This window comes from Streptomyces sp. UC4497, assembly GCF_054871485.1.
Window position 1 is genome coordinate 86,110 of the sequence record NZ_JBTYHB010000022.1, and the last position, 23,531, is coordinate 109,640.

Genomic DNA, 23,531 nt, shown 5'->3' on the forward strand with positions numbered 1-23,531 from the left:
AACTACTTGATCAGGTAGATCGTGGCGAAGAGGCCGATCCAGACGACGTCCACGAAGTGCCAGTAATAGGACACGACGATGGCGGCTGTCGCCTGATGGTGGGTGAACCTCCGGGCCGCGTACGTCCTGCCGAGGACGAACAGGAAGGCGATGAGGCCACCTGTCACGTGCATGCCGTGGAAGCCGGTGGTCAGGTAGAACACCGAGCCGTACGGGTCGGAGGAGAGCGAGAGCCCATCCTTCTTGACCAGCTCGGTGTACTCGTAGACCTGACCGCCGATGAAGATCGCACCCATGATGAAGGTGACGATGAACCACGACCGGAGCTTCTTCACGTCGCCGCGCTCTGCGGCGAACACGCCCATCTGGCACGTGAGTGAGGAGAGCACCAGGATCGTGGTGTTCGTCGCGGAGAACGGAAGATTCAGCGCATGCGCCATTTCCTTCCAGTGATCCGGCCCGGTCACCGATCGCAGGGTGAAGTACATCGCGAAGAGGGCCGCGAAGAACATCAGCTCGGAACTCAGCCAGATGATGGTTCCGACGCTGGTGAGGTTCGGTCGATTGACCGACGGGTGCGCGTGCCCGGTTTCTACTGTCGTTGCTGTCGCCACGACCGACATTATGTCGGTCGCTTATCTCGCCCTCACTCCGGGGGGTGCCGTTCGGAGTGTCTGGGTGGTGTGTCCAGCCCATATGGCCCATCGGAGCCGCGTGCGAACCGGTGTTGACGGGGTGTCGGGAGGAGTAGGCTCCGCGGGAGTTACGTTCTTGGACGCCGATGTCTCGGAGGAACGATGCAGTCGACCGCGACGGTTCTGGTCTACAGCGACGACGCCAACACCCGCGAGCAGGTGCGCCTCGCGACAGGCCGACGGCCCGCCTCCGACACCCCCGAGGTGCAGTTCATCGAATGCGCGACGCTTCCGGCCGTCATGAAGGAGCTGGACCGCGGCGGGATCGACGTCTGCGTGCTCGACGGCGAGGCCGTTCCCGCGGGCGGCATGGGCGTGTGCCGGCAGATCAAGGACGAGATCTTCCACTGCCCGCCGGTGCTGCTCCTGATCGGCCGCCCGCAGGACGCGTGGCTGGCGACGTGGAGCCGCGCGGAGGCGGCTGTGACGCTCCCTGTGGAGCCCGTGGAGTTCGCCGAGGCGCTGGCCTCCCTGCTGCGCTCCCGGCTCGCTGTCGGCGCCTGAGGCGCCCGCACGGACCGGCCCCGGACGCACCCGACTCCCGTACACCGATGGCGTACGGGAGTCGGAAGTCACACCGCTGATCCTGCCGTGCGGCCTCAGACCTGAGGGCTGAGCCGCGCCTGGAGGGCCGGGTCGGGCTTGTCGGCCTTCTTCGTGAGGGCGCTGCCCGCCTTCCACTTCTTCCAGCTGAGGTTCCAGTCGCCGAACCCGTTCCCGAACGGGTCCATTTCGGAGCCGTAGCTGTTGACGACCTTCACGATGTCGCCCTGGCGCACGGTGTCGAAGAACCAGGCGGCGTTGTTGGTGCTCATGCCGGTGCAGCCGTGGCTGACGTTCGCGGAGCCCTGCGAGCCGACGGACCAGGGCGCGGCGTGCACGTACTCGCCGCTCCAGGTGACGCGGGTCGCGTAGTACACGGGCAGGTCGTACGAGTCCGAGGAGCCCTCGGAGATGCCGATCGTCTCGCCCCGCATCCGTACGTAGTACTCCTTGCCGAGCACCACCTTGATGCCGTTCCGGGTCTCGAAGCCGGCCTTGCCGGTGGTGACCGGGATGGAGTTGATCTCTTTGCCGTTGCGGTAGACCGTCATGGAGTGCGAGCCGGCGTCGGTGACGGCCACGATGCGGTCGCCCGTGCTGATGGTCAGCGGCTTGGAGCTGCCGCCCCACAGCCCGTCCCGGATCTTCACGCCGTCCAGCCTGCTGGTGGCGGTGATCTTCGCCTGTGTGGGCCAGTACCCCTTGGGGCGGTAGTGCAGTTCGGTGCTGTCCACCCAGTACCAGGAGCCGTCCACGGCGGGCTTGGAGTCGACCTGCAGGGAGCGCTCCACCAGTGCGCGGGACTTCTCGTCCCGGACGGGCTTGTTGAGTTCGGCGGTGATCGGCTGTCCGACGCCGTATGTGCCCTTCTGCGGGCCGAACGTGACCTTGAGGGCCTTCTCCTTGGTCGGGCGGCCGGTGTCGAAGCCCAGGACCTTTCGGCCGGGTCCGCCGTCCTCGTCCTCGGTGCTCACCCGGACCGTGTAGTGGGTGTTCGCGGTCAGCGGCGCCGTGGTGTGCCATCTCGTGCCGTCGGCGGAGAGTTCGCCCGCGACGTAGCGGCCCATGGCGTCCTGGGCGGTGACGTCGGTGATGCGGGACTCGTCGCCCTGGGCGGTGACCTCCAGCGGCTTGTCCGGGTCCGCCTTCTTGGCGCTGCCCACGGGACCGTTGAAGGAGATCTGGCTCGCCGCGTCGTACGGCTCGGCGGAGAGCGGATGGGAGGAGTTGCCGCATGCCGCTGTGCCCGCACCGAGTGCGGCCACCAGCACGGTGCAGCCCAGAACCGTACGGATACGCGGTGAGTGGTTCATGAACTCACCGTAAGAAGGAACTCCCGGTCCAGCGCGGCGAGTGAGCCGCACGGGGCAACCGTCAGTATGCCGAAGGGCCCGGACACTCCATCAGGAGTGTCCGGGCCCTTCGGTTACGGAAGTTCAGTACCGGTCAGCCGAGGCTCACTGGTTCTGGTTCTCGCCGCGGTAGTACTCGAAGACCCAGCCCCACAGGCCGAACAGGATGATCGGGGCCGAGAAGTACAGCAGCCACCAGCCGATCGCCACGGCCAGGAACGCGAGCGCGCCACCGACAGCAAGCGAGAGCGGCTGCCAGGAGTGCGGGCTGAAGAAGCCCACCTCGCCGGCGTCGTCCGCGACGTCGGCCTCCTTGTTGTCCTGCGCACCGGTGTCGACACGCCGGGCCGTGAAGGCCAGGTAGTAGCCGACCATGATGCACAGGCCGAACGCCAGGAAGAGCGCCGTCGTACCGGCCGGCTCCTTCGACCACACGCCGTAGACACCGGCCATGATCAGGACGAAGAGGCTCAGCCAGATGAACATCTTGCCTTGGACCTTCACTTGCCGGCCTCCTTAGCAAGAGCCTTGTCGCCGTGACCGGCGTTCTCCAGCTGGTCCAGGGCGGCGATCTCCGGGTGGTGCAGATCGAACGCCGGGGATTCCGAACGGATGCGCGGCAGCGTGAGGAAGTTGTGCCGCGGCGGCGGGCAGGACGTCGCCCACTCCAGCGAACGGCCGTAGCCCCACGGGTCGTCGACCTCGACCTTCTTGCCGTACTTGGCGGTCTTCCACACGTTGTAGAAGAACGGCAGGATCGACAGGCCGAGCAGGAACGAGGAGATCGTCGAGATCGTGTTCAGCGCGGTGAAACCGTCGGCCGCGAGGTAGTCCGCGTACCGGCGCGGCATGCCCTCGACGCCCAGCCAGTGCTGCACCAGGAACGTGCCGTGGAAGCCGATGAACAGCGTCCAGAAGGTGATCTTGCCGAGACGCTCGTCGAGCATCTTGCCGGTCATCTTCGGCCACCAGAAGTGGAAGCCGGCGAACATCGCGAACACGACGGTGCCGAACACCACGTAGTGGAAGTGCGCCACCACGAAGTACGAGTCCGAGACGTGGAAGTCCAGCGGCGGGGCCGCCAGGATGACGCCGGTCAGACCACCGAAGGTGAAGGTGATCAGGAAGCCGATCGTCCAGAGCATCGGTGTCTCGAAGGACAACGAGCCCTTCCACATCGTTCCGATCCAGTTGAAGAACTTCACGCCTGTTGGCACGGCGATGAGGAACGTCATGAACGAGAAGAATGGAAGCAACACACCGCCGGTGACGTACATGTGGTGCGCCCACACCGTCACGGAGAGACCGGCGATCGCGATCGTCGCACCGATGAGGCCGGAGTAGCCGAACATCGGCTTGCGCGAGAAGACCGGGATCACTTCGGAAATAATTCCGAAGAATGGCAGGGCGATGATGTACACCTCTGGGTGTCCGAAGAACCAGAAGAGGTGTTGCCAGAGCAATGCGCCGCCATTACTGGCGTCGAATACATGGGCACCGAACTTACGGTCCGCCTCCAGGGCGAACAGCGCGGCGGCCAGCACCGGGAAGGCCAGCAGGACCAGCACACCGGTCAGCAGCACGTTCCACACGAAGATCGGCATGCGGAACATCGTCATGCCAGGAGCGCGCATGCAGATGATCGTGGTGATGAAGTTGACCGAGCCGAGGATCGTGCCGAAGCCGGAGAAGGCCAGACCCATGATCCACATGTCGGCGCCGATGCCCGGCGAGCGGACCGCGTCCGACAGCGGGCTGTAGGCGAACCAGCCGAAGTCGGCGGCGCCCTGCGGGGTGAGGAAGCCACCCACCGCGATCAGCGAGCCGAACAGGTACAGCCAGTAGGCGAACATGTTCAGTCGCGGGAACGCGACGTCGGGGGCACCGATCTGGAGCGGCATGATCCAGTTCGCGAAGCCGGAGAACAGCGGCGTCGCGAACATCAGCAGCATGATCGTGCCGTGCATCGTGAACGCCTGGTTGAACTGCTCGTTCGACATGATCTGCGTGCCGGGGCGAGCGAGTTCGGCGCGCATGAAGAGCGCCATGACGCCGCCGATGCAGAAGAACGCGAACGACGTGACCAGATACAGCGTGCCGATGGTCTTGTGGTCAGTGGTGGTGAGCCACTTGATCACCGTCGCGCCGGGGCTCTTGGGCCGGGCCGGCAGCTCGTTCTCGTACGAGTCGCTTGCTGCCGCGGCACCCTGGGGTTCGTTGAGGATGCTCACAGGTTCTTCGTCTCCCGGTCCTTCTCGTGGTCCGTCTGGGCGATGCCAGCCGGGACGTAACCGGTCTGCCCCTTCTTGGCGAGGTCCTTGAGGTGCTGCTGGTAACGCTCAGGAGAGACGACCTTCACGTTGAACAGCATCCTGGAGTGGTCGACGCCGCAGAGCTCGGCGCACTTGCCCAGGAAGGTCCCCTCCTTGTTGGGGGTCACCTCGAAGGAGTTGGTGTGGCCCGGGATGACGTCCTGCTTCATGAGGAACGGCACCACCCAGAAGGAGTGGATGACGTCACGCGAAGTCAGAACGAAGCGGACCTTCTCGCCCTTGGGGAGCCAGAGGGTCGGGCCGGGGTTGTTGGTCTGCGGGTTCCGCTCGCCAGGAGTACCGACCTCGTAGACACCACCGGCGTTCGCCGGGAAGTCCTCCTTGAAGCGCTTCGGAATCGCCGAGAGCTCCTTGGAGGTCTTGGCGTCACCGTCGACACCCGGCACGTTCTCGACGTAGTTGAAGCCCCAGCTCCACTGGTAGCCGACCACGTTGACGGTGTGCGCGGGCTTGTCTTCGAGCTTCAGAAGCTTCGACTCGTCGCGCGCGGTGAAGTAGAAGAGGACCGACACGATGATCAGCGGAACAACCGTGTACAGCGCCTCGAGCGGCATGTTGTACCGCGTCTGAGTTGGAACCTCGATCTTGGTGCGGCTGCGCCGGTGGAAGATGACACTCCACAGGATCAGACCCCACACCAGCACGCCCGTGGCGAGCGCTGCCGCCCACGAGCCCTGCCAGAGGGAGAGGATCCTAGGGGCCTCCTCCGTCACCGGGGTGGGCATACCAAGACGAGGGAAGTCCTTGTATGTGCAACCGGTAGCGGTTACCAGGATCAGGCCCGCAGTCAGCACCTGCGGCAGCTTCCGCCGCATCGGGCGCCGCGACGAGCGGTCGGAGCCGTTGGGACTCACGTAGCGCCTTCCCGAGAGTCTCGCCCGCGCTCTTTGGTTGGCTACGGCCGCCATCTCGCTGGTCGCTCGCCGCCCTGGCACACGGGCAGGGGTTTGGATGTTTATGCGGACCAAACCCTACTGGACGCTATTTGGGGTCGCGCGGGGAGGGTGCCTAACGCGCCGCGGGTCACTCCGAAGGGTGGGATCGGGGGGCGTTTGAGGGTTTCTGACGGGGGGTCGGGGGGCGCCTCAGGCGGACGGGGGCTGGTTACCTGCGGGTTGCGGTCCACCGGGGCTGGGCGCGCAGTTCCCCGCGCTCCTGGGGGAGGCGGGGGCTGGCCAGTCCGGCGGGTGGTGGTCCACCGTGGTTGGCGTGCGCAGTTCCCCGCGCCCCTGAGGGAGGTGGGGCTTGGCCCCTCCGGCCAGTGGCGGTCCACCGTGGCTGGGTGCGCCCCGCGGATCGGAGCCGCTGATGTCGCAGTCCCGCGGCCCTGAAGGGCGACTCGGCCCCGGCGCCCCTTAGCGTTACGGCGTGGCGTACTTCGATGTGGCTTCGGCTGCTCCTCTTCATTCCGTCGCTCGGCAGGCGTTGCAGGCCTCGTTTGATGAGGGGTGGGCTGATCCATCCCGTTTGTACCGGGAAGGAAGACGGGCGCGGCTGTTGCTTGACGCCGCGCGGGAAGCCGCCGCCGAGGCCGTGGGGTGTCGGGTTGATGAGCTCGTGTTCACGTCGTCGGGGACCCGAGCCGTGCACGACGGGATCGCGGGGGTGCTCGCCGGGCGGCGGCGCGCCGGGAAGCACTTGGTCGTGTCAGCTGTCGAACATTCGAGCGTGCTCCATTCGGCCGCAGCGCACGAAGGCCTCGGCGGGTCGGTGACTCAGGTCGGGGTGGGGCGCGAAGGGCGCGTCACCGTCGAGGCGTTCCGGGATGCGCTGCGCGAGGACACCGCGCTGGCCTGTCTGCAGTCCGCCAACCACGAAGTGGGGACCGAGCAGCCGGTCGCCGAGGTGGCCGAGGCGTGCCGGGCCGCTGGGGTGCCGCTGTTCGTGGATGCCGCGCAGTCGTTGGCCTGGGGGCCGGTGGCGGGTGACTGGTCGGTGCTCGCCGGGAGTGCCCATAAGTGGGGCGGGCCGGCCGGGGTCGGTCTGCTCGTCGTACGCAAGGGGACGCGGTTCGCCCCTCAAGGGCCCGCCGACGAGCGGGAGTCGGGGCGGGCCCCCGGGTTCGAGAACATTCCGGGCATCGTGGCCGCGGCCGCGTCGCTCCGGGCCGTCCGGGCGGAGGCCGCCGAGGAGGCGGCGCGGCTCAAGGAGTTGACGGCACGGATCCGGACCCGGGTGCCGGAGCTGCTGTCGGACGTGGAGGTCGTCGGGGATCCGGTGCGACGACTTCCCCACCTGGTGACGTTCTCCTGCCTGTACGTCGACGGGGAGAGCCTGCTGCACGGGCTCGACCGTGCCGGTTTCTCCGTTTCGTCCGGGTCGTCCTGTACGAGCAGCACGCTGACGCCCAGCCATGTGCTGCGCGCGATGGGCGTGGTGAGCGAGGGGAACGTACGGGTGTCGCTGCCGTTGGGCACGGAGGCCGCCGAGGTGGAGCGGTTCCTCGACGTGCTGCCGGGCGTGGTGGGCGAGGTACGGGAGAAGCTGGGCGCGCCGGTCGCGGGTGTGGAGGGCTCCGCCGAGTCCGTGACCGTCGACGCGCTGGGGATGACCTGCCCGCAACCCGTCATCGAACTCGCGAAGGCGATCGGCCGCGTACGGGCGGGCGGCACCGTGAGCGTCCTGGCGGACGACGAGGTGGCGGCGGTCGACATCCCGGCGTGGTGCTACACCCAAGGCCACGAGTACGTAGGAGCAGACCCCCGGACTGATGGGGGCGCAACATACGTGGTGCGCAGGACCATGTAGCCCTAGGGGCGCGGGGAACTGCGCAAACGCAACCACAAGACAGGCCGCAGTCGCGTCTGCTCACGAAAGAACAGACACGGCCGCGGCCTGTACCGAACGCCAGGGCGTCAGCCCAGGTGCGCCTCCACCTCCGCAGCGGCAGCGTCCCCGTACTGCTTACGGAACCGGTCCATGAACGGCGCCCGCCGCAACTCGTACTCCTGGGTGCCCAGCGTCTCGATGACCAGCGTCGCGAGCATGCACCCGACCTGCGCCGCACGCTCGTGCGAGACGCCCCAGGCGAGGCCGGACAGGAAGCCCGCGCGGAACGCGTCGCCGACGCCCGTCGGGTCGACCTTGGCCTCCTCCTCCGGGACGCCGACCTCGAGCGGGTCCTCGCCGGCCTTCTCGATGCGCACGCCGCGCGCGCCGAGCGTGGTGACGCGGTGGCCGACCTTGCCGAGGATCTCGGCTTCGGTCCAGCCGGTCTTGGACTCGATGAGTCCCTTCTCGTACTCGTTGGAGAAGAGGTACGTGGCGCCCTCCAGGAGCGTCCGGATCTCCTCGCCGTCCATGCGCGCGATCTGCTGCGAGAAGTCGGCGGCGAACGGGATCGACCGGCTTCGGCACTCCTCCGTGTGACGGAGCATCGCCTCCGGGTCGTCCGCGCCGATGAGGACCAGGTCGAGACCGTCGACGCGGTCCGCGACGGTCTTCAGCTCGATGAGCCGGGCCTCGCTCATGGCCCCCGTGTAGAAGGAGCCGATCTGGTTGTGGTCGGCGTCCGTGGTGCACACGAAGCGGGCCGTCTGCAGGGTCTCGGAGATCCGGACGGATTCCGTGTCCACACCGTGGCGCTCCAGCCAGGCGCGGTACTCGTCGAAGTCCGAGCCGGCGGCGCCGACCAGGATCGGGTTCGTGCCGAGCTGCCCCATACCGAAGGCGATGTTGGGGCCGACGCCTCCACGTCGTACGTCGAGGGCGTCGACGAGGAAGGAGAGGGAGACCGTGTGCAGCTGGTCCGCGACCAGCTGGTCGGCGAAACGGCCGGGGAAGGTCATCAGGTGGTCAGTGGCGATGGAGCCGGTGACTGCGATTCGCACGGCGTGAGCACGCTTCCTGAATAAGGGGAGGAGTTGACGCTTCACGCTACCCGCTCGGGGTGCGCGGGCTGAAGTATGGAAAATGCCTGATAGCGGGTCTTTCTTCGGAAGTCACCTCAGGGCTACCGTGCCGTCATGACCTACGACGTGTCAGGCATGGTCCAGGACGATCTCGCGGCGCTGCGCGGTGACTGCGTCCGGATGCTCCCGCACTGGGTGACACCACCGGCACCGTGGGAGGTCGAGCGGCCCGGCGCCGCGCCCGGTCCCGCCGGGATCCACGGGGTCGTCGTGCCCGAGTCCTCCGCGCGGTTGATCGACTCCATGGCCGGTTTCGGCGACTGACAGACGACTGACGGCTTCCGGAAGGGAACCGCGCGTCCACCCACCCCGTCCCATCGGTGTCCCCGGTGAGAAGGAGCGATGCGGTGAGCAGCGAAGAGCGGACGCGGGACCGGCTCCGGCGACGGCGCACGGCGGCTGTCGTGTCGGTCGCGGCGGCCGTCCTGCTGGCCGGTGGCGGCGGCGCGTATCTGGCGGCGAACGCGATGGGCGGGTCCGACGACGAGGGGTCGGGCCGACCCGGAGACGCCGGCCCGGGCACTCCCCCGCCGCTCGCCCTGGACGGCTACTCCGACGCCGCCCCCTCCTCCGGCTCGGCGCCGCCCGGCATCGCGCCCGGTGAGCCCGACCCGAACGGCACCCGCTACAAGGCGACCGGCGATCTCCCGGCGGGCCCCGGGAAGGCGCCCGTGTACCGGGCGAGCGGCGGAGTGACCGCCGCCGAGGCCGGCACGCTCGCCGAGGCCCTCGACGTACCGGGGAAGATGCAACGGTCCGGTGACGCCTGGAAGGTGGGTCCGGCGAAGGACGGTTCGGGGCCCTCGTTGCAGGTGAGCCGGAAGGCGCCGGGGACCTGGACGTACTCCAGGTACGCGCCGTCCGCCGACGGCAAGTGCGGTGGCGTGGCGAAGTGTTCGGACCCGACGGGCGGGGGCGGTTCCAAGGACGCGGTCAGTGAGGCCGCCGCGAAGAAGGCCGCCGCGCCGGTCCTGAAGGCCCTCGGCCAGGACGACGCCAAGCTGGATGCCGGGCAACTCATGGGCGCCACCCGCGTGGTGAACGCCGACCCGGCGGTCGGCGGACTGCCGACGTACGGCTGGTCGACCGGGATCCAGGTCGGTTCGGACGGTCAAGTGGTGGGCGGAAGCGGCCAGTTGAAGGCGCCGACCAAGGGGGCAACGTATCCGACGGTGGGGGCGCGCGAGGCCCTTGAGCGGATGAACGGGGCGGCGGCCGGGGGCCGGGTGTCCGTCGGTGGGTGCGCGAGTCCGGTGCCGCTGGGCGAGGACAAGGGCGAGGGCGGGGACAAGAACGCGGACTGCGCTTCCGCGCCGCCCAAGCCGTCCACGGTCGCCGTCACCGAGGCGACGTTCGGGCTCGCCGCGCACACCGTCGAGGGGCGGCAGGCACTGGTGCCGTCGTGGATGTTCGAGGTGCGGCCCAGCGGGTCGGACGCCGCGTTCACCGTGACGTATCCGGCGGTGGAGCCCAAGTACCTGGCGGCGCCGAAGAGTTCACATCCGAGCACGAAGCCCACGCCGTCGGACCCCTCGAAGCCCTCCGAGCCCTCCGGCAAGGCGGGCGGCGACGCCCGCACCGTGCACGTTCAGGGCTACAGCGCCAAGGGCAGGACCCTGACCCTGCACTTCACGGGCGGCGTGTGCGCGAAGTACACGGCGTCGGCGGACGAGTCTGGGGGCCGGGTGAGCGTGAAGGTCACCGAGACGCAGAAGAAGGGCACCGTCTGCATCGAGCTGGCGAAGTTCTATACGTTGCCGGTGACGCTGGACGAGCCGCTGGGTGAGCGGAAGGTCGTGGCGGCCGACGGGGCCGCCGTGCGGCCCGCGCAGAAGAACGCGCCCGGCGGGGTCGAGCCCGCGCCCCGCGGCTGAGCGGGCAGAGCAATGCCGAAGGGGCGGCCCCGTGGGGCCGCCCCTTCGCGCGTTACAGCTGTACGGCTTAGCTGAACGAGTCGCCGCAGGCGCAGGAGCCCGTGGCGTTCGGGTTGTCGATGGTGAAGCCCTGCTTCTCGATGGTGTCGACGAAGTCGATGGAGGCGCCGCCCAGGTACGGGGCCGACATGCGGTCGGTGACGACCTTCACGCCGCCGAAGTCCTTGACGACATCGCCGTCGAGCGAGCGCTCGTCGAAGAAGAGCTGGTAGCGCAGGCCGGAGCAGCCGCCGGGCTGAACAGCCACACGCAGGGCCAGGTCGTCACGGCCTTCCTGGTCGAGCAGAGCCTTGACCTTGGCGGCGGCTTCGTCGCTGAGGATGATGCCGTCGCTGACGGTGGTGGTCTCGTCCGATACGGACATCTACATCTCTCCCGGGTTGTTCGGAGACTGCTTGCCGACCATTGCAACCGGCAAAGGCCCGGATCCATTCCGGGTTTCGCACTTCTTCTCTTCATGCTCGCACACCGCGCGGGGACGGGGCACGGTGCAGGTGCGGCGGATTGCGTCACATCGACGACATTGCCATCGTCAAACTGACGTGAAGCACGTATGATAGATAGCGTCAAATCGACGAAAAGTCGAGCAGAGCTAAGAAAGGGTGCGTGACGTGACCACGGCCCAGTCCCCCCAGGCCCCCGTTGACCTGGATGTTTCCCCCACGCCTCTGGCGCTCCTGCTGCTCGGCCGCGAGGCCGACCCCAAGAGCGAGCGCGGTGTGGAGTGCCCCGGCGACCTGCCCTCGCCGTCCGACCCGGACCTGGTGGAGCGGGCGCGCGCGGCAAAGGAAAAGCTCGGAGACAAGGTGTTCGTGCTCGGACACCACTACCAGCGCGACGAGGTCATCCAGTTCGCCGACGTGACCGGGGACTCCTTCAAGCTGGCGCGGGACGCGGCAGCCCGGCCCGAGGCCGAGTACATCGTGTTCTGCGGTGTGCACTTCATGGCCGAGTCGGCCGACATCCTCACCGGGGACGACCAGAAGGTGGTCCTGCCCGACCTCGCCGCCGGCTGCTCCATGGCGGACATGGCGACGGCCGAGCAGGTCGCCGAGTGCTGGGACGTGCTGACCGAGGCCGGCATCGCCGAGTCCGTGGTGCCCGTCTCGTACATGAACTCCTCCGCGGACATCAAGGCGTTCACGGGCAAGCACGGCGGCACGATCTGTACGTCGTCGAATGCCGAGCGGGCCCTGAACTGGGCGTTCGAGCAGGGCGAGAAGGTCCTCTTCCTGCCCGACCAGCACCTGGGGCGCAACACCGCGGTGCGGGATCTGGGGATGTCGCTCGACGACTGCGTCGTCTACAACCCGCACAAGCCGAACGGCGGTCTGAGCGTCGAGGAGCTGCGGGCCGCGAAGATGATCCTGTGGCGCGGGCACTGCTCCGTGCACGGGCGCTTCTCGCTGGAGTCGGTGGAGGACGTGCGGGCGCGCATCCCCGGGGTGAACGTCCTCGTGCACCCCGAGTGCAAGAACGAGGTCGTGGCCGCGGCGGACTACGTCGGGTCGACCGAGTACATCATCAAGGCGCTGGAGGCGGCGCCGGCCGGGTCGAAGTGGGCCATCGGCACGGAGCTGAACCTCGTACGCCGGCTCGCGAACCGGTTCGCCGCCGAGGACAAGGAGATCGTCTTCCTCGACAAGACGGTGTGCTTCTGCTCGACCATGAACCGGATCGACCTGCCGCACCTCGTCTGGACCCTTGAGTCCCTGGCGGACGGGCAGCTGGTCAACCGCATCGAGGTCGACCGGGAGACGGAACAGTTCGCCAAGCTCGCCCTCGAGCGGATGCTGGCGCTTCCGTAACCACATCAAGCCCCTGCGGCGATTGAGCAGCGGGGTCCGGGGCAGAGCCCCGAGGCCGGGGGACGGGGCGAGCGCCTGATGAAGCGCTCGCCCCGCACCGGGGCTTGATCTACACGTTCGCCGGCTCCGGTTCCGTGGCCGGGGACTGGGGCGGGACCCCGCCCCCGTCACCCTTCTTCGCCGCCCGCTTCGCCGCCCGCCGCTCCTTGCGAAGCTCCAGCATCGCGTAGAGCGTCGGCACGAGAAGCAGTGTCAGCAGCGTCGACGAGATCAGACCGCCGATCACGACCACGGCCAGCGGCTGCGCGATGAAGCCGCCCTCGCCGGTGACGCCGAGCGCCATCGGGAGCAGGGCGAAGATCGTCGCCAGGGCCGTCATCAGGATCGGCCGCAGCCGGTGCCTGCCGCCCTCGACGACCGCCTCGACCACGCCCAGGCCCTGGGCCCGGTACTGGTTGATCAGGTCGATCAGGACGATCGCGTTGGTGACCACGATGCCGATGAGCATCAGCATGCCGATCATCGCCGGGACGCCCATCGCCGTACCCGTGGCGACCAGCAGACCGATCGCGCCCGTGGCCGCGAACGGGATGGAGACCAGCAGGATCAGCGGCTGGGCCAGCGAACGGAACGTCGCCACCAGGAGCATGAAGACGATCGCGATCGCCGCGAGCATCGCCAGGCCCAGGTTCTTGAACGCGTCGTCCTGGTCCTCGCTGACGCCGCCGATGGTCGCCGTGGCGCCCTTCGGCAGATCCAGCGAAGCGAGCTTCGTCTGCAGGTCGGCGCTGACCGCGCCCGTGTTGTCGCCGTCCGGCTTCGCCGTGATCGTCGCCGCGCGGGCGCCGTCGATCCGGGTCATCGAGACAGGACCGTCGACCGTCTTCACGGTGGCGATGTCGCCGAGGGTGACACCGCCGGGACCCATCGGCAGCTTCTTCAGCTCGGCCATGGTGGTGGCCGGCTTCGCCGACTTCACGACGATGTCGCGCTCGGTGTCGTCGATCGTCGCCTTGCCGCTGGTGGTGCCGCGCACCGCCTGGCCGACGGCGGCGCCGAGCGTCGTGTCGTTGAATCCGGCGGCGGCCGCCTTGGCGTTGGCCTTCACCGAGATCCGCGGCACCGACTGCGACAGGTCGCTGGAGACGTCCGTGACGTCGTCGAGCGAGGAGACCGCGTCCTTGACCTGCTCGGACGCCTTCTCAAGCACGTCGCCGTCGGCGGCCTTCACGACCACGGACAGGTCCTGGCTGCCGAAGCCGTCACCGGCCGCGATCGTCGTCGTACCCACACCGGAGAGCTGGCCGAGCTCGCGCTCGATGCGCTTCTGCGTGGCCTCGTACGTCGAGCTGTCCTTCAGCTTCACCTGGTACGACGCCTGGTTGGTGTCGGTGCCGCCGCCGAAGGCCGCCATGAAGCCGGAGGAGCCGATGGTGACCTGGTAGTCCTCGATCTCGTCGATGCCCGAGAGCATCTTCTCGATCTTCTTCGCGGAGGCGTTCGTCGTCGACAGGCTGGTGCCGGGCTGCAACTCCTGCTTGATGGAGAGGACTTCCTGGTCGCCCTGGTCGAAGAAGTTCGTCTTGAGCATCGGCGCCATGCCGAACGTGCCGACGAGCACGACCACCGCGATCAGTAGCGAGGTGAACCGGCGACGCGTCGCGAACCGCAGCACGGGAACGTACATCCGCTGCAGCCAGGAGCGCGCCTCCTTCTCCTCGGCCTTGCGCCGGGCCTCCTCCGGGTCGACGCCGCGGGCCGCCTTGGGCGGGCGCAGGAACCAGTAGGAGAGGACCGGGACGACCGTCAGCGACACCAGCAGCGAGGCGAGCAGCGCCGCCGTGACCGTGATGGAGAACGAGCCGAACAGCTCGCCCACCATGCCGCCGACCAGGCCGATCGGCAGGAAGACCGCCACGGTCGTGAGGGTGGAGGACGTCACCGCGCCCGCGACCTCGCGGACCGCCTTGAGGATGGCCTCCCTGCGTTCCTCGCCGTAGCCGAGATGGCGCTTGATGTTCTCCAGGACGACGATCGAGTCGTCGACGACTCGGCCGATCGCGATGGTCAGCGCGCCGAGCGTGAGCATGTTGAGCGACAGGTCGCCGGTCCACAGGACGATCAGCGCGAGGACGACGGACAGCGGGATGGAGACCGCCGTCACGAGCGTCGAGCGCAACGAAGCCAGGAAGATCAGGATCACGATGACCGCGAAGAGCAGGCCGAGCGCGCCCTCCGTGGTCAGGCCCGAGATGGACTTCGAGACGGCCGGGCCCTGGTCGCTGACGACGGTGAGCTCGGCGCCGGAGCCGAGGTCGTCACGGAGCTGCGGCAGCTTGTCCTTGACGGCCTTGGAGATGGCGACCGCGGAGCCGTCCTGGTCCATGGTGACCGCGACCGAGAGGCTGGGCTCGCCGTCGGTACGGGTGATCGAGTCGGCCGTGGACGGCTGCTGCTTCACCGTGGCGATGTCACCGAGGCGTACGGGCTTCTTGACGCCCTCACCCGTGATCATCAGGTCCTGGAGCTGCTTCAGGGACGTGAAACCGCCGCCGACCTGGACCGCCCGGTTCTTGCCCGCCTCGTCGAGCGAGCCCGCGGGCATGGTGGCGCCGCCGGCCTTCAGGGACTCGGCGAGGGCCTGGGTGTTCACCCCGGCCGCGGCCATCTTCCGGTCGCTGGGCGTGATGTCGACCTGGAGGTCGCGGACGCCGTCGACGGTGACCTGGGAGACGCCGTCGATGTCCTTCAGCGTCGGCACGACGGTCTTGTCGAGCTGGTCGGCGAGCGCCTGCTGGTCCTTGTCGGAGGTGACGGCGAGGACGACGGTCGGGATGTCGTCGGTCGAGCCGGCCACGACCTGCGGGTCGACGTCCTCGGGCAGCTGGGCGCGGGCCCGGTTGACCGCCTGCTGGACGTCGGCGACGAGCTGCTTGCTGCCGTCCGAGCCGTAGTCGAACTGGGCCATCACCAGGGCGTTGCCCTCGCTGGCCGTCGATGTGACGCCGGTGATGCCGTCGACCGCGTCGATGGAGTTCTCAAGAGGCTCGACGACCTGCTTCTCCACCACGTCCGGGGACGCGCCCTGGTAGGGGGCGATGACGGAGACCATGGGCAGTTCGATCGAGGGCAGCAGCTGCTGCTTGAGTTGAGGGATCGCGATCGCGCCGAAGACGATCGCGATGATCGAAATCAGCCCGATGAGGGCGCGTTGAGCGAGGCTGAATCTCGACAGCCAGGACATGGATCGGGTCTCCGTGGGACGTGAGCGGAAGATGAGGGCCGGGCCATGACAACCGGTGCGGTGAGAGGCGTGGGACCCACGGTCCAGCCTCGGTCATGCGTGCGACCCGATTCGTCGCTCCCAGGTCCCGTTCTTGTCCGTCGCCTACTGCGCCCGTAGTACGCGCCCCGTAAGGGTCACTCCACCCGTGGACGTACCAGGCCCGATTCGTACGCGATGACGACGAGTTGGGCGCGGTCGCGGGCGCCCAGCTTGGCCATGGCGCGGTTGACGTGGGTCTTCACGGTGAGCGGGCTGACCTCGAGGCGCTCGGCGATCTCGTCGTTGGAGTGGCCGCCCGCGACCTGGACGAGGACCTCGCGCTCGCGTCCGGTGAGCGCGGCGAGCCGCTCGGCGCTGCCGTCCGTGGGGCGGGCACCCTCCTCGTAACCGTCCCCCTGCGCGAGGAACTTGGCGATCAGGCCCTTGGTCGCGAGGGGCGAGAGCAGGGCCTCGCCCGCGGCCGCGATCCGCACGGCGCCGAGCAGTTCGTCGGGCTCGGCGCCCTTGCCGAGGAAGCCGGAGGCGCCGGCCCGCAGCGACTGCACCACGTACTCGTCGACCTCGAACGTCGTCAGCATCACGACGTGTACGTGGCCGAGGGCCGGGTCCGCGCTGATCTCGCGGGTGGCGGCGAGGCCGTCGGTGCCGGGCATCCGGATGTCCATCAGCACGACGTCGGGGCGCTCGGAGCGGGCGAGCCGGACGGCCTCGGCGCCGTCGGACGCCTCCCCCACCACCTCCATGTCGGGTTCGGAGTCGACGAGCACACGGAAGGCGCTGCGCAGCAGGGCCTGGTCGTCGGCCAGGAGCACCCTGATCGTCGCGCTGGTCATGTCGTGGCGTCCTCGGAGGTGTTGGTGCCTTCGGCGGGGGCGGCGCCGCCGGTGCGGGCCTTGGTCGGAAGGATCGCATGGACGCGGAAACCGCCGCCGTAGCGCGGTCCCGCGGTGAGGGTGCCGCCGAACGCGGTGACGCGTTCGCGCATGCCGAGGAGGCCGTGGCCGCCGTGCGCGTCGGGCGCCGCGGGTGCGGTGGGGTCGCCGGGGTTGTCGCCGTATGCGGCGGTGGCGCCGGGGCCGTTGTCGAGGACGGTGATCTCCACGTTCGGCCCCACGCGCACGACGCTGACCTCGGCCTTGGCCTCGGGGCCCGCGTGCTTCTGTACGTTCGTCAGCGCTTCCTGTACGACGCGGAAGGCGGCGAGGTCGACGGCGGCGGGCAGGGCGGGGGCGTCCTTCGCGCGGGCCACCTCCACGGGCAGGCCCGCGTGCCGGAAGGTGTCGACGAGGTCGTCGAGCCGGTCGAGTCCCGGGGCGGGCTCGGTGGGTGCCTCCGGGTCCCCTGTCTGCCTCAACAGGCCGACGGTGGCGCGGAGTTCGTTCAGCGCGGAACGGCTGGCCTCGCGGACGTGGCCGAGGGCCTCCTTGGCCTGGTCGGGCCGCCGGTCCATGACGTGTGCGGCGACGCCGGCCTGCACGTTGACGAGCGCGATGTGGTGGGCGACGACGTCGTGCAGATCGCGGGCGATCCGGAGCCGCTCCTCGGCGACGCGGCGCCGCGCCTCCTCCTCGCGGGTGCGTTCGGCGCGTTCGGCGCGCTCCCTGATCGCGGTGACGAAGGCGCGACGGGAGCGGACCGCGTCACCCGCGGCGGCGGCCATCCCGGTCCACGCGAAGATCCCCAGATTCTCCTGGGAGTACCAGGGCAGCGGTCCCGCGAACATGGCCACGCCGGTCAGCAACGCCATCGAGGCGAGGCCGACGCGCCAGGTGGTGGGGCGGTCCGTGGTGGCGGCGACCGTGAAGAGGGCGACCACCGCGGACATCACGACGGGGGCGCGGGGGTCGCCGGTGACCAGTTCGACGACGGAGACGGCGGAGGTCGCCGCGAGTACGCAGAGGGGGGCGCGGCGGCGGAACACGAGGGCGGCGGCGCCGAGCAGCATCAGGACGAGGCTGAGCACGTTCGGCGTTCTCGCGCCCCAGGCGTACGTTCCCTCCGGGCCGTGCGGGTCGACGAAGGAGCCGGCGACCATGCAGAGGAGGACGCCGAGCGCGAGGGCGGCGTCCAGGGCCAACGGATGCGCCCTGGCCCACCGTACGAAGCGGTTCACCGGGGTCACGGTAGCGCGTCGCCTGCCGGCGGAAGCGGGGGTCGGGGGTGCGGCAGCCGGGGGCCAGAGCGGTGCCGGGGTCGACGCCTCCTGCGATCGGTGCGCGGGGCCGTGCGGTCTGCCCCCGACGCCTCCCGCAATCGCTGCGCGGCACCGTGCGACTTGCCCTGCACCGGGCCGATGGCCGCGGTCGGCTTTGCGCGGCACCGGGGTGACGCCTCGACCGGGGCCGGGCCCCAACCCGTCGCTGCGCCGAACGTCGCCGTGCTCGAAGCAGCCGCCATGATCGCGCGGCGCCGGGGTTCGCCGGCTGCCCGGGGCGAACCCCACGGGTACACCCCGGCCCGGTCCTGCCCCCGCAGCGCCCTCGCCCCTCTCCCACCCACCCGCCCCCTCCGGGGGCTTCGGCCCCCGGAGCCCGGGGCGCGCCGTGGTCGGCGCCTGTGGCGAGTGCTGCGCTGAGCCGGGACGTTGGGGCTCGCCGGTCACTTTCGTTGCGGCGCCAACGGGGTGACGGCTTCGGTGTGCAGGGCGCCGTGACGGCCCCTGTCCGCCGCACCGATCACCCGCCCACAGCCCACCCTCGGGCACGCGGCACCGTGAGCCGGCTTGTCCACCCTGCCGCCCTGGCCGGGGCGAGCCTCGCCGCCTCATGAGGAAAGCCGTGCCCGGCGGGAGAGCAACCGAAGTGGCACCCGCGCCCCGTCGCCGATGCCGATGCCGATGCCGATGCCGAGCGTCTCGTTGTGGGCGGAGCCGCTGGACTCGTGGCACAGGTTGGAGGAGCAGTCGGGCGCCCCGACGAATGGCTCCTCGTCGCACCCTCAGGGCGCGCCGGCGTCCCTCGGCGCGGCAGCGAGCGGCCGACGCGGCGCCCGAGCGGCGCCCTCACGGGACGGAAGCCGGGCCGGGCGGCGGGCGGCCGGAGCCCCCGGAGGGGGCGGGGGGTGGGAGAGGGGCGAGGAAGGGGGCATGGGCGGGACGGGCAGGACGGACGGGACGGACGGGCGTGCCGGAACCGGAGTCCCGTGGGGCCCGCGCCACGCCCCCGACCCCGACGGCAGGCCTCCGGCGAACGGCTAGCCCGGGATCAGGCCGTCGTCGCTGAGCATGTCGCGGACCTCCGTCAGCGTGGCGTCCGCCGCCGGCAGGATCAGTTCCGACGGTTCCAGGGCGTCGTCCGGCAGCGGAGTGCCCAGGCGGCGGACCGCGTCCAGGAGGGCGGCGAGCGTACGGCGGAAGCCCGCCTCGTCGCCGCTCTCCATCTCCGCGAGGAGTTCGTCGTCGAGCTTGTTGAGTTCGGTGAAGTGGTCGTCCGCCAACTTCACCTGGCCCTCCCCCATGATCCGGACGATCATGTCGGCCTCCTCAAGGCACTACAGCTCTACCGCTCTACAAGCACTACTGCTTGTCGAAGCGCGGGGTGTCCTGGGGCTGCGCTTGCGAAGGCTGACCCTGCTCCTGTCCGCCCTCGAGCGCCTGCTGCGACGAGGACGAGCCACCGGACAGCTCCGCCTTCATGCGCTGCAGCTCCAGCTCTACATCCGTACCACCGGAGAGCCGGTCCAGCTCGCTCTGGATGTCGTCCTTGGCGAGGCCGGACGAGTCGTCGAGCGCGCCGGAGGCGAGCAGTTCGTCGATGGCGCCGGCCCGCGCCTGCAGCTGGGCCGTCTTGTCCTCGGCACGCTGGATCGCCATGCCGACGTCGCCCATCTCCTCGGAGATGCCGGAGAACGCCTCCCCGATCCGGGTCTGCGCCTGCGCCGCGGTGTACGTGGCCTTGATCGTTTCCTTCTTGGTGCGGAAGGCGTCGACCTTCGCCTGCAGCCGCTGCGCCGCGAGAGTGAGCTTCTCCTCCTCGCCCTGCAACGTCTGGTGCTGCGTCTCCAGGTCCGTGACCTGCTGCTGGAGCGCGGCACGGCGGGACAGGGCCTCGCGGGCCAGGTCCTCCCGGCCGAGCGCGAGCGCCTTGCGGCCCTGGTCCTCGAGCTTGGACGACTGGGACTGGAGCTGACCGAGCTGCAGTTCCAGGCGCTTGCGGGACGTCGCCACGTCCGCGACCCCCCTGCGTACCTTCTGGAGCAGCTCCAGCTGCTTCTGGTACGAGTAATCGAGGGTCTCGCGCGGGTCCTCGGCCCGGTCAAGGGCCTTGTTCGCCTTCGCGCGGAAGATCATCCCCATACGCTTCATGACACCGCTCATGGGCTTCGCGCGCCCCCTTCTGACAGATCCAGCGTTGGTCCAGCTCCAGCACTGCGACAGAAACCACAGTACGGGTCCTGCCTCTATTACCGCACTGTTCAGGTACGGATGCGCTCATCCCCGAGGACGACTGCTTCCGGCCCCGCTCCGGCGCAAGGAGTAGATGACCCCTGACGAAGGGACGCGGGACGTTGCCGGATCGTTCCCCACTGCCCTGTGGTCGATGCATGACCACCACGTACCCTGGCGATTGTGTTCCGTAGCCGATCCAAGGACGACAAGGCCCAGGCCGCGCAGGCCAAGGTGACCATGTCCAAGCAGCCCAGAGACCCCGAGGCGCCCAAGGGCCGCCCCACGCCGAAGCGCAGCGAGGCCCAGACGCAGCGCCGCAGCGTGGCCAACACCAAGATGTCGCCGAAGGAGGCCCGCAGCCGCTCGCGCGACGAGCGCCGCACCGCGATGCAGCGCCAGCGCGAGGCGCTGGCCAACGGCGACGAGCGTTACCTGCCCGCCCGTGACAAGGGCCCGGTGCGCAAGTACGCGCGCGACTTCGTCGACTCGCGCTTCGCGATCGCCGAGTACTTCCTCCCGATGGCGGTGATCATCCTCGTCCTGAGCATGATCCGCGTCGGTTCGCTGCAGAACATCGCGCTGCTGCTGTGGCTGTTCGTGATCGTCGCGATCGTCGTCGACTCGGCCGTGACCGGTTTCCGCCTGAAGAAGATCCTCGCGGAGAAGTTCCCGAACGAGCGCCGCAAGGGCGCCGTCGCGTACGCGCTCATGCGCACGCTCCAGATGAAGCGGCTGCGCCTGCCGAAGCCGCAGGTCAAGCGCGGAGAGCGGCCCTGAGCACGGACAGCACGGAGGCTTTCGCCGGCGACGCTGTGCACTCCTGGCTGGACAAGCTCGGCGGCCTGCGCAACATCGTGCGGCAGGAGCTCGTGGCCAGGCAGCTCGACGAGCAGCTGGCCGCGCGGTTCCCCGTCGGTCAGCGGCTGCGGGTGCTCGACGTGGGGATGGGCCAGGGCACGCAGGCCCTGCGCCTCGCCCGCGCCGGGCACAAGGTGACCGGCGTGGAGCAGGATCCGGAGATGGTCGCCGTGGCGGGCCGGGCGCTCGCCGGGGAGCCCGCGGGGGTGCGTGATCGCGTCCGCCTCGTGCAGGGCAGCGGCATGGAGACCGGTGTGCACTTCCTGCCGGGCAGTTTCGACGTCGTGCTCTGTCACGGCGTCCTGATGTACGTCGACGATCCCGACGCGCTGCTGGCGGGCCTGGCCCGGATGCTGGCGCCGGGCGGCCTGCTCTCGCTCGTCGTGCGCAACGGGGACGCGCTCGCGATGCGGCCGGGGCTCGCCGGTGACTGGATCGGGGCCCTCGGCGCGTTCGAGTCGGTGAAGTACACGAACCGGCTCGGGCTCGATGTCAGAGCCGACCGGCTCGGGGCGCTGACGGAGACCCTTGCGGGGATCGGGGCGCCGTTGCACGCCTGGTACGGGGTGCGGGTCTTCACCGACCAGGCCGCGGATGGTGCGGTGGCGCCGGAGCACGGGGAGTTGCAGACGTTGCTCGCCGCGGAGGAGAAGGCGGGTCGGTCCGACCCGTACCGACGGGTGGCGGCGTTGCTGCATTTGTGCGGGGTGCGTGGCTGAGCCCCGCCACTTAAGCCCCTGCGGCGATTGAGCAGCGGGGTCCGGGGCAGGGCCCCGGGCCGCAACCACGGCGCCGTTGATGACGCCTCGGGGCTCCGCCCCGGACCCCGCGCCTCAAACGCCGGCGGGGCTGAATGTGCTCACCCGCCGCTGGGGCTTGACGTACTCACTCGTCGGCGGAGCTGGAAGACGCGTCCTCCGCATGCAGGCTCATCGGGCCGTAGATGACCTTGTCGTCCTCGCGGAGCGTGACCTGGTCGGCGCCGCCCTCCGCGAGCTGCTTCCAGTACTCGCCGATCCAGGACTCGGCGTCCCCCTGCGTGGTGAACTCCTCGGGCTGTACCGCGGGAGCCACCTCCGTCCCGTCGGACTTCTCGAACCGCCACGTCCACGCCGCCATGTCAGCCTCCCGGTTACGGATGTCCGATGTCCCCGGAAGCCTATCCGGGCGAGCGTCGATCAAGGGGGCGCGGGAGGATCTTCCTGTGGAACTGACTTTGCTCGGCACCGGCGGCCCCGACGGGCTGCCCCGCCCCGACTGCCCTTGCGCCGCCTGCGCGACCGCGCTCGGCCGCGACGCGCGTGCCGCGACGGCGGTCCTGATCGACGGAACGCTGCTGCTCGACCTGACGCCGGGGGCCGCATTCGCCGCGGCCCGTTCGGGGCACAGCCTCGGCGGCGTACGGCAGGTGCTGCTCTCGCATCCGCACGACGGGCCCGCGGTCGAGGTGCCCGCGGGGCTTCCGCAGCCCGGCCGGGTGCCGGACGGCCGGGAGCTGGCGCTGCTCACCGGGCACCGGGTGCGGGCGCTCGCCCTGGACGCGCCGGGCACCGGCTATGAGGTGACGGGGCCCGACGGCGAGCGGCTGCTCTATCTCCCGCCGGGCACCGCGCCCGCGGGTTTCGACGAGGCGCGGGCGCCGTACGAGATGGTCCTCGCCGATGTCGTCGGCCGCCCCGACGCGCTCGCCCGGCTGCGTTCCGCGGGGGCGATCGGCCCGACCACCGATGTCATCGCCGTCCATCTGGACCACGACGTCTTCCCGGGTTCCGAACTCGCGCGGCGGCTCGCGGCCGCGGGCGCGCGGGCCGTACCGGACGGCACGACCCTGGACGTCGGCACGTACGAGGACGTTCCCGATGTGCCCCGCAGGACGCTGGTGCTCGGCGGGGCCCGGTCCGGGAAATCGGTGGAGGCCGAGCGGCGCCTTGAGGCGTTCCCCGATGTGCTGTACGTGGCGACCGGCGGGACGCGCGGCGGGGACACGGAGTGGGCGCAGCGGGTGGCCGCGCACCGGGAGCGGCGCCCGGGGTCCTGGCGGACGGCCGAGACCTGCGATCTCGTGCCGCTGCTCGACGATCCCGAGGATGCCGCTCCCCTGCTCGTCGACTGTCTGTCGCTGTGGCTGACGTACGCGATGGACGAGGTCGGGGCCTGGGACGACGCCGAGTGGGCGGGCGGTGGTGAGAAGGCGCTGCGGGAGCGGGTGGCCGAGCTGGTCGACGCCGTTCGGCGCACGCGGCGTACCGTCGTCGCCGTCTCGAACGAGGTGGGGTCGGGGATCGTGCCCGCGACCGCGTCGGGGCGCCGCTACCGGGACGAACTCGGCCGTCTGAACGCGGCGTTCGCGTCCGAGTGCGAGCACGTGCTGCTCGTCGTCGCGGGTCAGCCGCTCGCGCTGCGCGGCTGACCCGCGTCCCCCGA

The 23,531-nt window shown here is 69.8% G+C and carries 21 protein-coding genes; 8 read left to right on the forward strand and 13 right to left on the reverse strand.

The window, feature by feature from the left end; genetic code table 11:
• Nucleotides 1–2: 2 nt before the first annotated feature.
• Entirely contained in the window at nt 3–623 is a 621-nt protein-coding gene (gene ctaE, locus ACYSUO_RS27285) for an aa3-type cytochrome oxidase subunit III (protein WP_326014682.1), read from the reverse strand.
• Between the two features lie 174 nt (nt 624–797).
• Here ctaE and ACYSUO_RS27290 point away from each other — a divergent pair, with 174 nt between their 5' ends.
• On the forward strand, nt 798–1,199 hold the full coding sequence (locus tag ACYSUO_RS27290; RefSeq protein WP_404004414.1) for a DNA-binding transcriptional response regulator: 402 nt from the start codon (nt 798–800) through the stop codon (nt 1,197–1,199).
• Between the two features lie 95 nt (nt 1,200–1,294).
• Here the strand turns inward: ACYSUO_RS27290 and ACYSUO_RS27295 are convergent, their stop codons facing one another.
• From ACYSUO_RS27295 to ctaC, 4 genes are all read right to left on the reverse strand, one after another.
• A complete protein-coding gene (locus ACYSUO_RS27295; protein ID WP_461778889.1) occupies nt 1,295–2,551 on the reverse strand; it encodes a L,D-transpeptidase in 1,257 nt (418 codons plus the stop codon).
• Between the two features lie 144 nt (nt 2,552–2,695).
• The gene (locus tag ACYSUO_RS27300; protein ID WP_461778890.1) at nt 2,696–3,094 is read right to left on the reverse strand and encodes a cytochrome c oxidase subunit 4; all 399 of its coding nucleotides are present in this window, start codon (nt 3,092–3,094) and stop codon (nt 2,696–2,698) included.
• Nucleotides 3,091–4,821 (reverse strand): aa3-type cytochrome oxidase subunit I, encoded by a 1,731-nt coding sequence (gene ctaD, locus ACYSUO_RS27305; RefSeq protein WP_327663713.1) that lies wholly within the window; start codon nt 4,819–4,821, stop codon nt 3,091–3,093. Before ctaD ends, ACYSUO_RS27300 begins: the two co-directional genes overlap by 4 nt.
• Nucleotides 4,818–5,777 (reverse strand): aa3-type cytochrome oxidase subunit II, encoded by a 960-nt coding sequence (ctaC, locus tag ACYSUO_RS27310; RefSeq protein ID WP_326024159.1) that lies wholly within the window; start codon nt 5,775–5,777, stop codon nt 4,818–4,820. The genes ctaD and ctaC overlap by 4 nt, the downstream gene beginning before the upstream one ends.
• Before the next feature lie 514 nt (nt 5,778–6,291).
• Between ctaC and ACYSUO_RS27315 the strand changes: the two genes are divergently transcribed.
• The gene (locus ACYSUO_RS27315; RefSeq protein WP_461778891.1) at nt 6,292–7,671 is read left to right on the forward strand and encodes an aminotransferase class V-fold PLP-dependent enzyme; all 1,380 of its coding nucleotides are present in this window, start codon (nt 6,292–6,294) and stop codon (nt 7,669–7,671) included.
• A gap of 107 nt (nt 7,672–7,778) precedes the next feature.
• On the opposite strand, the gene ACYSUO_RS27320 is transcribed toward ACYSUO_RS27315, so the two are convergent.
• Nucleotides 7,779–8,753: a carbohydrate kinase family protein gene (locus ACYSUO_RS27320; RefSeq protein WP_461778892.1), complete on the reverse strand. Its 975-nt coding sequence runs from the start codon at nt 8,751–8,753 to the stop codon at nt 7,779–7,781.
• 135 nt (nt 8,754–8,888) lie between these two features.
• Here ACYSUO_RS27320 and ACYSUO_RS27325 point away from each other — a divergent pair, with 135 nt between their 5' ends.
• Together ACYSUO_RS27325 and ACYSUO_RS27330 are read left to right on the forward strand one after the other, a co-directional pair.
• Complete coding sequence (locus tag ACYSUO_RS27325; RefSeq protein WP_461778893.1) at nt 8,889–9,098, forward strand: hypothetical protein; 210 nt, start codon at nt 8,889–8,891, stop codon at nt 9,096–9,098.
• A gap of 83 nt (nt 9,099–9,181) precedes the next feature.
• A complete protein-coding gene (locus ACYSUO_RS27330; RefSeq protein ID WP_461778894.1) occupies nt 9,182–10,708 on the forward strand; it encodes a hypothetical protein in 1,527 nt (508 codons plus the stop codon).
• A 67-nt stretch (nt 10,709–10,775) separates the two neighbouring features.
• Here ACYSUO_RS27330 and ACYSUO_RS27335 read toward each other — a convergent pair whose 3' ends face one another.
• On the reverse strand, nt 10,776–11,132 hold the full coding sequence (locus ACYSUO_RS27335) for a HesB/IscA family protein (protein WP_111661853.1): 357 nt from the start codon (nt 11,130–11,132) through the stop codon (nt 10,776–10,778).
• A 238-nt stretch (nt 11,133–11,370) separates the two neighbouring features.
• Here ACYSUO_RS27335 and nadA point away from each other — a divergent pair, with 238 nt between their 5' ends.
• Complete coding sequence (gene nadA, locus ACYSUO_RS27340) at nt 11,371–12,576, forward strand: quinolinate synthase NadA (RefSeq protein WP_426904020.1); 1,206 nt, start codon at nt 11,371–11,373, stop codon at nt 12,574–12,576.
• Between the two features lie 109 nt (nt 12,577–12,685).
• Here the strand turns inward: nadA and ACYSUO_RS27345 are convergent, their stop codons facing one another.
• The 5 genes from ACYSUO_RS27345 to ACYSUO_RS27365 form a co-directional block, all read right to left on the reverse strand.
• A complete protein-coding gene (locus ACYSUO_RS27345; RefSeq protein WP_461778895.1) occupies nt 12,686–15,820 on the reverse strand; it encodes an efflux RND transporter permease subunit in 3,135 nt (1,044 codons plus the stop codon).
• Between the two features lie 176 nt (nt 15,821–15,996).
• Nucleotides 15,997–16,695: a response regulator gene (locus tag ACYSUO_RS27350; RefSeq protein WP_461778896.1), complete on the reverse strand. Its 699-nt coding sequence runs from the start codon at nt 16,693–16,695 to the stop codon at nt 15,997–15,999.
• Complete coding sequence (locus ACYSUO_RS27355; protein WP_461778897.1) at nt 16,692–17,975, reverse strand: sensor histidine kinase; 1,284 nt, start codon at nt 17,973–17,975, stop codon at nt 16,692–16,694. The genes ACYSUO_RS27350 and ACYSUO_RS27355 overlap by 4 nt, the downstream gene beginning before the upstream one ends.
• 1,079 nt (nt 17,976–19,054) lie before the next feature.
• Entirely contained in the window at nt 19,055–19,333 is a 279-nt protein-coding gene (gene pspAA / locus ACYSUO_RS27360; protein WP_461778898.1) for a PspA-associated protein PspAA, read from the reverse strand.
• Nucleotides 19,334–19,376: 43 nt separating this feature from the next.
• On the reverse strand, nt 19,377–20,177 hold the full coding sequence (locus ACYSUO_RS27365; RefSeq protein ID WP_461778899.1) for a PspA/IM30 family protein: 801 nt from the start codon (nt 20,175–20,177) through the stop codon (nt 19,377–19,379).
• A gap of 252 nt (nt 20,178–20,429) precedes the next feature.
• Here ACYSUO_RS27365 and ACYSUO_RS27370 point away from each other — a divergent pair, with 252 nt between their 5' ends.
• Together ACYSUO_RS27370 and ACYSUO_RS27375 are read left to right on the forward strand one after the other, a co-directional pair.
• Nucleotides 20,430–21,026 (forward strand): DUF3043 domain-containing protein, encoded by a 597-nt coding sequence (locus ACYSUO_RS27370; RefSeq protein ID WP_461778900.1) that lies wholly within the window; start codon nt 20,430–20,432, stop codon nt 21,024–21,026.
• 35 nt (nt 21,027–21,061) lie between these two features.
• The gene (locus ACYSUO_RS27375; protein ID WP_461778901.1) at nt 21,062–21,826 is read left to right on the forward strand and encodes a class I SAM-dependent methyltransferase; all 765 of its coding nucleotides are present in this window, start codon (nt 21,062–21,064) and stop codon (nt 21,824–21,826) included.
• A 166-nt stretch (nt 21,827–21,992) separates the two neighbouring features.
• On the opposite strand, the gene ACYSUO_RS27380 is transcribed toward ACYSUO_RS27375, so the two are convergent.
• The gene (locus tag ACYSUO_RS27380; protein ID WP_461778902.1) at nt 21,993–22,226 is read right to left on the reverse strand and encodes a hypothetical protein; all 234 of its coding nucleotides are present in this window, start codon (nt 22,224–22,226) and stop codon (nt 21,993–21,995) included.
• An 85-nt stretch (nt 22,227–22,311) separates the two neighbouring features.
• Between ACYSUO_RS27380 and ACYSUO_RS27385 the strand changes: the two genes are divergently transcribed.
• Nucleotides 22,312–23,517 carry a bifunctional adenosylcobinamide kinase/adenosylcobinamide-phosphate guanylyltransferase gene (locus ACYSUO_RS27385; RefSeq protein ID WP_461778903.1) on the forward strand — a complete coding sequence of 402 codons (1,206 nt, stop codon included), beginning with the start codon at nt 22,312–22,314 and terminating at the stop codon, nt 23,515–23,517.
• Nucleotides 23,518–23,531: the final 14 nt, after the last annotated feature.